The sequence below is a fragment of the Arthrobacter sp. Cr_A7 genome (genome assembly GCF_029222765.1).
Lineage (GTDB): Bacteria > Actinomycetota > Actinomycetes > Actinomycetales > Micrococcaceae > Arthrobacter.
On record NZ_JARHXQ010000124.1, the window covers coordinates 1 to 11005 of the forward strand.

8 protein-coding genes are annotated in these 11005 nt (G+C 68.0%); 6 read left to right on the forward strand and 2 right to left on the reverse strand.

Annotated features, from left to right (window positions below; translation table 11 throughout):
* Positions 1-60: 60 nt before the first annotated feature.
* Positions 61-537 carry a DUF4395 domain-containing protein gene (locus P2Q66_RS07550; RefSeq protein WP_275726897.1) on the forward strand — a complete coding sequence of 159 codons (477 nt, stop codon included), beginning with the start codon at positions 61-63 and terminating at the stop codon, positions 535-537.
* Here P2Q66_RS07550 and P2Q66_RS07555 read toward each other — a convergent pair.
* Positions 518-1612 carry an ADP-ribosylglycohydrolase family protein gene (locus tag P2Q66_RS07555; RefSeq protein ID WP_275726898.1) on the reverse strand — a complete coding sequence of 365 codons (1095 nt, stop codon included), beginning with the start codon at positions 1610-1612 and terminating at the stop codon, positions 518-520. The two genes, P2Q66_RS07550 and P2Q66_RS07555, sit on opposite strands and share 20 nt — an antisense overlap.
* Positions 1613-1806: 194 nt before the next feature.
* Here P2Q66_RS07555 and P2Q66_RS07560 point away from each other — a divergent pair, with 194 nt between their 5' ends.
* The 4 genes from P2Q66_RS07560 (at position 1807) to P2Q66_RS07575 (ending at position 8578) form a co-directional block, all read left to right on the forward strand.
* Positions 1807-2772, forward strand: a complete 966-nt coding sequence (locus P2Q66_RS07560; RefSeq protein ID WP_275726899.1) for an aquaporin — start codon at positions 1807-1809, stop codon at positions 2770-2772.
* A 56-nt stretch (positions 2773-2828) separates the two neighbouring features.
* Positions 2829-4007 (forward strand): exonuclease SbcCD subunit D, encoded by a 1179-nt coding sequence (locus P2Q66_RS07565; RefSeq protein WP_275726900.1) that lies wholly within the window; start codon positions 2829-2831, stop codon positions 4005-4007.
* Complete coding sequence (locus P2Q66_RS07570) at positions 4004-7093, forward strand: SMC family ATPase (protein WP_275726902.1); 3090 nt, start codon at positions 4004-4006, stop codon at positions 7091-7093. Before P2Q66_RS07565 ends, P2Q66_RS07570 begins: the two co-directional genes overlap by 4 nt.
* Positions 7094-7363: 270 nt before the next feature.
* Entirely contained in the window at positions 7364-8578 is a 1215-nt protein-coding gene (locus P2Q66_RS07575; protein ID WP_254865579.1) for an MFS transporter, read from the forward strand.
* 53 nt (positions 8579-8631) lie between these two features.
* Here P2Q66_RS07575 and P2Q66_RS07580 read toward each other — a convergent pair whose 3' ends face one another.
* Positions 8632-9366, reverse strand: coding sequence for an IclR family transcriptional regulator (locus P2Q66_RS07580; protein WP_079597707.1), 735 nt, complete (start codon positions 9364-9366; stop codon positions 8632-8634).
* Between the two features lie 254 nt (positions 9367-9620).
* Here P2Q66_RS07580 and P2Q66_RS07585 point away from each other — a divergent pair, with 254 nt between their 5' ends.
* Positions 9621-10952, forward strand: coding sequence for an MFS transporter (locus P2Q66_RS07585; RefSeq protein ID WP_079597708.1), 1332 nt, complete (start codon positions 9621-9623; stop codon positions 10950-10952).
* Positions 10953-11005 lie beyond the last annotated feature (53 nt).

Consider the following 11005-nt stretch of genomic DNA (forward strand, 5'->3'; position numbering starts at 1 on the left):
CCGGGTTCACGGGGCGCAATAAACCTTCCCTGCCCTTCCGCCCGCTCCTACCCTTGCACCATGTCCCTGTTTGCGTTCCCCAATCCCGTCAATGAGTACGCCGCCCGCGTCACGGCCGGCCTGGTTGTCCTCTTGGCGCTGCTCACCGCGGCGGCCGGCTCGGTGTGGGGGCTGCTGGCCATCGCCGCGGGTTTCTGGCTGCGCCTGCTGTTCGGTCCGCGGATTTCGCCCCTGGCTCTTCTGTCCGTGAAAGTCATCACGCCCAGGCTGGGGAAGGTGAAGCTGGTCCCCGGCCCGCCCAAGCGGTTTGCCCAGGGAATGGGTGCCTTCGTGTCAACCGCGTCCTTGCTGCTCTACGCTGCCGGAGCCGTACCGGCTGCATGGACGGTGCTGGGCATCCTGGTCGTCGCGGCCTCCCTGGAAGCGTTCCTGGGCTTCTGCCTGGGGTGCGCGATCTTCGGGCTCCTGCAGCGCCGCGGCCTTATTCCGGCGGAGGTCTGCGAGGCCTGCAACGACATCAACCTTCGCCGGTTGTGACCTTCACCAGCTGGTCAGCCATGCCACGGATGACCTCCGGAGCTTCCAATGCTTCCAGCCACTCGCCGGGCAGGCAGTCCTCGCCGTAGTAGGCCCCCAAAATATTGCCGGCCACCGATCCGGTGGAGTCGCTGTCGCCGCTGTGGTTGACAGCCAGGGCCACCGCGGCACGGAAGTGACGGACAGGCAGGGGGTCCCCGCCGCCGGCGGCCGGGTCAGGGATGGTGGCCAGGACCGCATAGAGTCCGACGGCGAGCGCTTCCTCGGCCACCCATCCTTCGCCCAGGGTGCTGACAACTTCTTCCGGCGCCACAGCGCCCTTGTCCGCCAGGCGGAGGGCTGCCGCAAGGCGTTCCGGCAGCTCCGGCGCCACATCGGTGAGGGTGGCGGCGTGGGCGGCCACGCCGGCGGCCGCCTCCTGCAGGCTTTCGCCGGTGACCAGGCGGTGGATGAGGAGGCTGAAGATTCCGGCGCTTTGGCGGGCGGACGGGTGGCCGTGCGTCAGTGAGGCGGCGTCGGCACTCAACTTGTAGACGGCGTCGGGCGTGATGTGCGGGATCAGTCCGAACGGGGCAGAACGCATCACCGTTCCGCAGCCCTTGGACTCGGGATTGACGGGGCGCACGGAGGTTCCCATTTCTCCTGTTGCCAGTCCGGAGATGCAGGCCTTCCCGGGGTGGCGCCGCTGGTGGAGAACGGTGTTTCCGTCGATCCAGCGTGGCTGCGGGGCGGGTGCAGCCGGACCCGCGTCCTCACCCTGCGTGGCGAGCCAGCGCAGGTATGCCAGCCACAGGCAGGCGTTGACGTCCGCGCCGACGCCCGAGTTGGCCCACTCGAGGGCTTCCACGAGCCCGTCCACGGTGTACAGGGTCATCTGGGTATCGTCCGAGAAATGGGCGCCGTCGGGAAGCTCCGCAAAACCGGTGAGGCCCTGCGCCCCGAAGCGGCGCCGGATCTCATCGATCTCGTCGAACTCCACCGCGTACCCCAAGGAATCCCCCAGCGCGCCGCCCAGCAGGCAGCCGTTGATGCGGGACTTCAGGGTGGGCGCGGAAGCGCGGGTCTCGATGCTCATGCAGTAAATTTACCGTGGCGGGGGACAGGCGCCGTCAGCTCTGCCAGCTCAACGTACCGTTCCGATAAACACGCCACATAGAAGCACACCCCAGTAGAAGCACAGCCCAGCAAACGCACAGTCTGGGCTGGAATAATGCTTGGGTTGCCCGGCGGCAGCACCCCGTACGCCACACACCAACCTGAAGGTTCCCCATGAGCACGCCCGATCCAGCCCCACACGACAACCTGCCGGCAGGCAGTCCGGATGCTGCCCCGCCCGGGCTCCTGCCCAGGCTTGCTGCCGAGGGCTTCGGCAGCCTCTTCGTTGCGGTTGCCGGGCTCGGGGTGCCCCTCTTCAGCATCCCGCAGTCCAGCCCGCTGCCCGCGGCGCTCGCCGCAGGCCTGGCGGTGACGGCTGCGATGCTCGCCGTCGGCCACGTTTCCGGTGGCCACTTCAACCCGGCCATTACTCTGGGCCACCTCCTGGCCGGCCGGATCAGGGCCGGCGCAGCCGCTGCCTATGCCGCAGCACAGCTGGCGGGTGCCGCGGTGGGCGCCCTGGCCCTGCACGCGGTACTGCGCACGCTTCCCGGCATCGCCGACAGCCGGACGGCGTTTGATACGGTCACCGCCGGTTTTGGCGAGCACTCCATCATTTCCGCGCCACTGGCAGCGGTGCTGCTCCTTGAGGTCCTGGGCGCTGCCATCATCGTGGCCGTCTTCCTGGGTGCGGCCGCCCGCGACCGCATCAGCGGGGCGGCTGCCCCGGTTGCCGTTGGCCTGACCTTTGCTGCCCTGCTGCAGCTGGGCCAGGCCGTGGGCAACCTGCCGTTCAATCCGGCGCGGGCTGCTGCCTCCGCCATCTTCAGTTCCGGCTGGGCACTGGAACAGCTGTGGGTTTTCCTGGCGGCGCCGTTGGTGGGTGCTGCCATTGCAGGCCTCCTGTTCCGCAGTTTCCGGGTTGCAGCGTCCGCTGGCCCCGGCGCTGGCGCTGCAGCGATGACGACGGGAGCCCCCGCCGGGGAGGCCGACGACGAACACCAGGAAGTGCCCGGGGCCAGCGTGGCGGATGGAACGGCCAGCGCACCGGCGGACGGTGTGCAGGCGGACAAAGCCCAATCACGCGGTGCGCAGGCAGACAGCGAGGCGCAGGAGTTTTTCGAGGGCAAGCGGGCGTGATGCCGGCAACTGCGCCGGTTACGCACAGTGTCAGTGGCAGCCGATAGCTTAGGAATATGCGGTTACTTCATACATCGGACTGGCACCTGGGCCGTTCCTTCCACGGCGTGGGCATGCTGGACGCCCAGCGCGCCTTCATCGACCAGCTCGTGGCTGCTGTGTCCCGGCACCACGTTGATGTCGTCCTGATTGCCGGCGATGTGTATGACCGCGCCTTGCCCGGAGTGGACGTCGTCCACCTGCTGGACGACGCCCTGGTCCGGCTGACCTCCGCCGGGGCCAAAGTGGTGCTGACCAGCGGCAACCATGACTCGGCCATCCGCCTGGGCTTCGCTGCCCGGTTGCTGGAGCGCGGGGGAGTACACCTCCGGACCAGGCTGGAGAGCCTGGACCAGCCGCTGCTGCTGCCGCTGGGCCAGGATGCGGCAGGAAAAGAAAGCGTGGCAGCCATCTATGGCATCCCGTGGCTCGAACCCCGGCTCGTTGCCGAGCAGCTCGGGGTGGATACCGCCAGCCACTTCGAGGTGACCCGGGCGGCCACAGCCCTGATCCGGCAGGACATCGAACGCCGTGAAGCGTCCTCCGTGGTCCATTCGGTGGTCCTGGCCCACACCTTCGCCAGTGGGGGCATCAGCTCGGACAGCGAGCGCGACCTCAGCATCGGCGGTGTGGGGGCGGTTCCCCTGGACCTGTTTGACAGCTTCAGCTACACGGCCCTGGGCCATCTGCACGGCCGGCAGTCCCTGTCGCCGCAGGTCAGGTACTCGGGATCTCCGCTGGCGTACTCCTTCTCCGAAGCCAGGCACCAAAAAGGGGCATGGCTGGTGGACATCGGTCCCGACGGGGTCGGCGCCATAGAGGAAGTTCTGTGGGAAGCCCCGCGTGCCCTGGCCGTGCTCAGGGGTTCCCTGTCAGACCTCGTGGAGTCACCGCAGCACGAATGGGCTGAGGCCGCGTATTGCCAGATCACGCTGACGGATGCGCAACGCCCCGCCCGGGCCATGGACCGGCTGCGCGCGCGGTTCCCCCACACGCTTGTGCTGGGATTCGATCCGGAGGGAGGCACCGCTGCCCCGGCTGCCACCTACAGCAGCAGGCTGGCCGAGGCGCCGGATGACCTCTCGGTATGCTGCGGGTTCCTGGAGCACGTCCGCGGCCGCGTCCCTGACGACGCAGAGAAGGCAGCGCTCGCCGCAGCCCTGGAGAACGTCCGCCTCCTGGAGGGCTCACGATGAGGATCCACCACCTGCGGATTTCCGGCTTCGGCCCCTTTGCCGGTACCGAGGACATCGACTTTGACCGGCTGAGCGCACACGGCCTCTTCCTCCTCAACGGGCCCACCGGCGCGGGCAAGACCAGCGTCCTGGACGCCATCTGCTTTGCCTTGTACGGTTCTGTTCCCGGTGCCCGCCAGGACGGCAAACGCCTCCGCAGCGACCATGCGGAGCCGGCGCAGGAACCGGCCGTGACCTGTGAATTCTCCGCGCAGGGGCGGCGCTTCGAAGTGACGAGGTCGCCCGCCTGGGACAAGCCAAGCGCCCGCGGCAGGAACGGCTTCACCACCCAGCAGGCCAAGACGCTGCTGCGTGAGCGCGTGGATGGCGCGTGGGTGGAAAAGTCCGCCCGGAACGATGAAGCCGGAGCCGAGATTATGGCTTTGCTGGGGATGGACCGCGAACAGTTCACCCGCGTCGTCATGTTGCCGCAGGGTGACTTCGCCGCCTTCCTGCGGTCGAAAGCCGCGGATCGGCTGGAACTGCTGCAGAAGCTTTTCGGCACCCAGCGCTTTGAAGCCCTGGAGCAGGAACTTTCGCGCCAGGCACAGGATGCCCGGGAGAACGTATCCGTCCTGGCCGGGCAGCTTGGGCTCCTGGCGGCAAGGGCAGAGTCCGAAGCGGCCGCACTCGGGCTTGATGAGGCAGGTTCCCCTTCCGTGGAAAACACCGAAGCCCGGCTTTCGTGGCTGCGGACCGCCGTTGAGGAACGCCTGGGTGAACTGACCGGGCAGGCAAAGGCTGCACACGCGGCAAGTATGCGGCGGGCTGACGCCGTTGAGGAGGAAGCCGCCCGCCAGGACAGGCGCCGCAAACTGGAGGAAGCAACAGCACGGCAGGGCGCTGTGGAGGAAGCAGCGCCCCGGCTTCAAGACCTGTCCATGCGGCTTGCCCGCCACCGTCAGGCGGAGGTCCTGGACGGGCAGCTCCGCAGCGTCGACGCCGCCGCAGCCAAGGTCAGCAGCGCCGCCAGGGCTGCCGAATCAGCCTTCACCCTGCTCCGCATGGCCGTCGCCGAGGACGATGAGCTGGCCAACCTGGACCTGGCGCATCTGGACCTGGATGTGGCCGAAGACCGCCGACAGGATTACGCCGCGACGGCCGGTGCTGCCGCGGAAGAACTGGGGCGCCTGCGGTCGCTCCTTGCCGTCGTCGAGGCCAGGTTGCCGGACGAGGACAGGCTCCAGGCCCTCCGAAAACGGCACGGGGTGCTCGTGAAAAAGCGGGAGGACCTTGCCGCGGCTGCCGCCGAGCTGGACAATCGCGCGGGTTTGCTCCGCGAGGAGAAGGCAGGCATCGAGGCGGGGCTGGAGCACCTGGAACAGCGTGCGGGTACCGCCGCCCTGCGGAGCAAGGAAGCTGCATCGGCCGGGGAACTGCTGGATGTTGTCCGGCGTTATGGTGCCGCCGCTGCGGCGCGCCATGCCGTAAAGCTGCGGTATGACGAATCCCGCGATGACCATTTGGAGGTGAAGCGCCGCTGGCTGGATATCCGGGAGGAACGGCTGGCCAATGCCGCCGCCGAACTTGCCGGCCAGCTGGAGCAGGGGGAGCCGTGCCCTGTCTGCGGAAGCGGAGAGCATCCTGCCCCTGCTGCCGCGGGCAGCGGCGGGCCAGGGCTTGCGCAGGAAGAGGAGGCTGCACACGCAGCTTTCGAGGCGGCCGAGGCCGCCTTCACCCGGGTCAGCGCCGAACTGGCCAACGCCGACCAGCTGGTGGCGGTCCTCGCCGGCCAGGGTGGAGACACTCCAGAAGCGGAGGCTGTTGCTGCAGCTGAGCAGGCGCGGGCTGCGGCGGCGGACGCCCAGCATGCGGTCAAGGAGCTGGCATCGGTCAGGCGGCGGCTTGAGACGCTCGACGCCGGCATTGAAGCCGCGCGGACGGCGAAGGCCGCGACCGAAGCCGACCTTGCCCACGCTGTGGCTTCGCTTGGGGACGCGGCCGAACAGTCGGCCGCGCTGGACAAGGCACTGTCCGGACTCAGGGGAAGCCACCGCAGCCTGGCCCAGCGGTTGCGGTCGCTGGAAAACGCCGTCGCTGTGCTGGACAAGGCAGTGGAAGCGCAGGCGTCCCTTGCGGCTGCACATGCCCAGGCGGCCGAGGCCCATGAACAGCTGGCACTCGCGTTGCCCAAGGCGGGCTTCGAATCGGCTGATGAAGCGCGCAGCCAGCTGCTTGCTGCGGCGGAGGCAACCGCGCTGCACGCTGAGGTCCGTGACGCCCAGGACGAGGCTGCCCGTGTCAGCGAACTGTTTGCTTCAGATGACATCGTGCTGGCCCTTCAGGAAAAGTCGGCCGGGTTCGAGGTGGACGTGCAGAGGCTCGCACTCATGCGCAACGAGGCTGCTGCCGCCCGGGAGGAGGCCCGCACAGCGGACCTCGCAGCCGGCCTGGCCGAACGGTGCTTGTCTTCGCTTACCGCCATCAGAGCCGAGTATGAGGCTCTCGCCGGGTCTGCGCGGGAACCGGCCGAACGTGCACAGATGCTGGCAGGGCTGGCGGACGCGGCGGCCGGCCGGGGTGAAAACAGCTACCGGATGAGCCTGAACAGTTACGTCCTGGCCGCGCGCCTGGAGCAGGTGGCCCTCGCAGCGTCCGAACGCCTGGTGGCCATGAGTGACGGCCGCTACCTGCTGCAGCACACGGACGCGAAGGCCGCCCGCGGTGCAAAATCGGGGCTCGGCCTGGAAGTGGTGGACCAGTGGACGGGATACCGGCGTGACACGTCCACCCTGTCCGGCGGTGAGTCTTTCATGGCGTCGCTGTCACTGGCACTGGGGCTGGCGGACGTCGTTCAGCAGGAGTCGGGCGGAGTGGAAATCGAGACGCTCTTTGTGGACGAAGGGTTCGGAAGCCTCGACGAGCAGTCCCTGGAACAGGTCATGGACGCCCTCGAGGGCCTGCGCGACGGCGGCCGCGTGGTAGGGCTTGTCAGCCACGTCGGGGAGATGAAGCAGCGCATCGGCACTCAGCTCCAGGTGCTGAAAGGCCGCAACGGATCCACCCTCCGGATTTCCGAGGCGCTGGACGTGCTGGTGGGAGCATAAGGCTGCCCTGCTACGGCGGTATACTGGGTCAGTTACCGGGTTGCGCGCATCGGGAGGAGGGACGATGCGCATGACTGAACGAGCCCGGAATTGACATCATCAGCCTCCCCTTCAACCACCAGCGCCACAGAAACCCCCGGCGCGCCACAGGCCACCAGTCCACACGCCACCCCGGACGCCGCTTCCCCTGACCACGCCGCCGGCACAGGCCCGGGTCGTTCCGCCTCAGCGGGGGCTGCCGGACGCGGCCGTTTCGCCCGCCTTCCCCTCCTGGCCGGCCGCAGCTTCATCCCACTTGGCCTCTTTGCCCGGTTGCCCCTTGCCATGCTGACGGTGGGAACCCTCACCATGGTCACCTCCGTCAGCGGTTCCTACGCTGTGGGCGGTGTTGCAGCAGGAGCGGTCGGGATCGGCTCCGCACTGGGCGCCCCGCTGCTGGGAGCCCTGGCCGACCGGCAGGGACAGCGGCCGGTGCTGGTCGCCGCCGCCGTCATCAACACCGCAGCCGTGCTGGCTTTGATCCTCGCCGCCGCCGGCATGGGAACGTCCGGCTTCCAGGCTGCCGTCCTTGCCGCAGCCTTCGCGGCCGGTGCCAGTTGCCCACAGGTGGGCCCGCTGGCCCGGGTCAGGTGGATGGCCCTGACGTCACGCGGCCGCCTGCAGGACAACGCGCGCGACCTGGACACCGCGCTTTCCTATGAAAGCACCGCCGACGAGGTGACCTTTGTCCTCGGACCGGCGCTGGTGGGGATCCTGGCAAGCCTCCTGGCACCCTGGCTTCCGCTGGCACTGGCAGCGGCCATGACCATCACGCTGGTGCCGGCCTTCGCCGCCCACCCCACACACCGTGCGGTGCGGCCACACCGCCGGGCGGCGGGCAAGGCGACGGGCACCGTCCCGGTTGCCGGCAGAATCCCGCCGGCGGTCGCGCTGCCCGTGTTCGCCATGGTCTGCATGGGAACGTTCTTTGGCTCAACGCAGGCTGCCCTCAGCTCCTTCTCGGCAGGTTTCGCCGGCTCGGAAATCGCCGGCCTGCTGTACGCCGTGATGGGCCTGAGTTCAGCGGCCACCGCACTGTCGGTCGCCTACTGGCCCCGGCGGTTCAGCCTGTCCTGGCGCTGGGTCCTGTGCGCCGGCCTAATGGCGGCGCTGGCACTGCTCCTGCTGGTGCCGTCGTCGCTGGCCGCGATGGTGGCGGTGCTGCTGATCCTGGGGCTCCCGGTTGGGCCGGTCATGGTGACTGTCTTCGCCGTCGGCGGTGTGGTGGCGCCGGCACGACGCCTTGGCACGGTCATGACGGCGCTGGCCAGCGGCATTGTGGCGGGTACGGCCCTTGGCTCGTCCATCGGCGGCCACCTCGCCGAGGCGGGCGGCCATCACGCGGCTTTCCTGGTGCCCGTCTGCGCCGCGGTGTCGCTGGCCCTCCTGGGAGCTGCTGCCGCCGTCGTCCTCCGCCGCAAACGCAACCGGACACAGGTGCCCTGACCGACGGAAACAATCCCGCAGGGCTGCTCCTTAAGGCGATGGCGCCCTTGCCGTCAGGCCAGCTGGCGCTCGATCCGGGCCGCGCTTTCGGCCAGTGCCGCGCCGACCCTTTCCGGCTCGTGTGATGAGCGGATGTAGACGACGGCGAGTGCTGCCGGCCGTCCACCCGGAACCCGAACCGGGGCTGCCAGGGACGATACGCCGGCGATCACTTCGTCGTGGCTGGCCGAGTATCCGTTCCGGCGGGCCTCGCCGGCCTCCGCCCGGTAGGGGACGCCCGTGTTCAGCCGGTCCCATTCGGCCTCGGTCATTGCCGACTGGATGGCGATACCCGGAGCGCCGGCGTTGATGGGATGCCGAGTACCGGGATGCTGGGCAACCGTTGCCCCTGAATGCCGGGGCTCCACCGTGACAAGGGTGATGCAGTCGTGGTGGTCCCACACCGCCACAAACGCTGTCATGTCCAGGGTGTTGGCCAGGTGCGTGAGCTCGGGGAGGGCGGCCGTCTGGAGGTTGCGCGAAACTCCCCGCGCCAGCACCGCAAGCCCGGGTCCCGGCTGCACCCGGCCGGCGTCATCCCGGACCAGGAGCGAGTGGTCCTCAAGGGTGCGCAGGATCCGATAGGCCACCGAGCGGTGCACACCCATGGCATCGGCCAGTTCTGCGATGGTCAGCGGGCCGGGCGCCGCTGCGAGGATTTCCAGGGCGCGGATCCCGCGGGAGAGAGTCTGGGACGGAGAAGCCTGTGCCGGCGCTGCTCCGGCCGGGGCTGCGGCGGTGGGAGTCATGGTGTCCATCCTAGGTGGCCGTCCGCCGCGGTACTGCGGCTCTTGTTGAGCAGCCCTTACAAGGCTAGCGTTCCTGAATAAGAACAGGCGGTTCCAATATAGAACTCACTGCTTCCGGAGTCCATCAGGGCAAAGTTTGCGCCAGGCGTGTCCCGCCTCACATTTTCGTAGTACCCTACTAACTAACTGACCGTTCTGTCGGTAATCATGAAGGCGTCCCGGCGGCACTGCTGCCGATAAACAATGGAGTTTCAATGACCACACCTTCCAAGGTGGACACTCTTGCCGGTCCCAGTACCCGGCAGGAGGAACGCAAAGTCCTCGCCGGCACCCTCGTCGGCACCACCATTGAGTGGTACGACTTCTTCATCTTCGCCCAGCTGACCGCAACGCTGCTGTCACCGCTGTTCCTGGCGCCGCTGAACCAGTCCAACCCGGGGCTGGCGCAGATCCTCTCCTTTGCCCTGATCGGCATCAGCTTCCTGTTCCGGCCCCTGGGCGCCGTCGTCGCCGGCCACCTCGGTGATCGGCTGGGACGCAAGGCCATGCTCGTCTTTACCCTGGTGATGATGGGTGCCGCCACCGCACTGATCGGCATGCTGCCCACCTATGCGCAGATCGGCGCCTGGGCTCCCATCCTCCTGATCCTCCTGCGGATCATCCAGGGCTTCTCCGCCGGAGGCGAATGGGGCGGCGCGGCGCTCATGGCCGTGGAACACGCGCCCCTGAACAAGCGCGGCCTGTTCGGTGCCTACCCGCAGATCGGCGTGCCGATCGGCATGATCCTTGCCACCGGCCTGCTGTTCTTCCTCAACAGCAGCATGTCCCGTGAGGACTTCGCTGCCTGGGGCTGGCGGGTGCCGTTCCTGCTGTCCATCGTCCTGATCGTGGTGGGTTACCTCATCCGCCGGGCCGTGGCCGAAAGCCCGGTCTTCCAGGAAATGGCGGCCCGGAAAGCGGAAAGCAAGGCGCCCCTGGGCGAGCTGGTCCGCAGCCACAAGAAGCCGGTCCTGTACTCCACCATGATCTTCATCGCCAACAACGCGGCGGGGTACCTGCTGATCGCCTTCTTCATCGCCTACGCCACCCGCACACTGCAGATGCCCACCCCGCAGATCCTCCTGGCCACCACCCTGGCCTCCTTCGGCTGGCTGATCTTCACCCTGGCCGGCGGCTGGCTCTCGGACCGCATCGGGCGGGTCAAGACCTTCCTCACCGGCTACGCCATCATCTTTGCCTGGATGATCCCGATGTTCGCCCTGATCGACACCAAAAACATCTGGCTCTACGGCCTGGCGCTCTTTGTCCTCACGATCGGCCTTGGCCTGTCCTACGGTCCCATGTCCGCGATGTACGCCGAGATGTTCCCCGCGAATGTCCGTTACTCTGGCATCTCCATCGGATACGCCTTTGGCGCCATCCTGGGCGGCGCCTTCGCCGCGACCATCGCCGAATTCCTGCTGCAGACGACCAGATGGACGGGGTCCATTGGCATCTACATCATGGTGCTGTGCGTCATTTCCGCCATCGGGGTGCTGCTGGCAAAGGAAACGAAGGGGCGGCCGCTGGGCGTCAGCCACCACTAATCCCCACCGTCCCCCTAGCCTCGCTTCGCTTCGGCCAGGGAACCCTGACGGCG

What these genes read in the sequence shown, in the direction of transcription:
- P2Q66_RS07570 (WP_275726902.1), top strand. Translation starts at nt 4,004, where the DNA reads ATGAGGATCCACCACCTGCGGATTTCCGGCTTCGGCCCCTTTGCCGGT.
- P2Q66_RS07550 (WP_275726897.1), top strand. Translation starts at nt 61, where the DNA reads ATGTCCCTGTTTGCGTTCCCCAATCCCGTCAATGAGTACGCCGCCCGC.
- P2Q66_RS07560 (WP_275726899.1), top strand. Translation starts at nt 1,807, where the DNA reads ATGAGCACGCCCGATCCAGCCCCACACGACAACCTGCCGGCAGGCAGT.
- P2Q66_RS07565 (WP_275726900.1), top strand. Translation starts at nt 2,829, where the DNA reads ATGCGGTTACTTCATACATCGGACTGGCACCTGGGCCGTTCCTTCCAC.
- P2Q66_RS07555 (WP_275726898.1), bottom strand. Translation starts at nt 1,612, where the DNA reads ATGAGCATCGAGACCCGCGCTTCCGCGCCCACCCTGAAGTCCCGCATC.
- P2Q66_RS07580 (WP_079597707.1), bottom strand. Translation starts at nt 9,366, where the DNA reads ATGACTCCCACCGCCGCAGCCCCGGCCGGAGCAGCGCCGGCACAGGCT.
- P2Q66_RS07585 (WP_079597708.1), top strand. Translation starts at nt 9,621, where the DNA reads ATGACCACACCTTCCAAGGTGGACACTCTTGCCGGTCCCAGTACCCGG.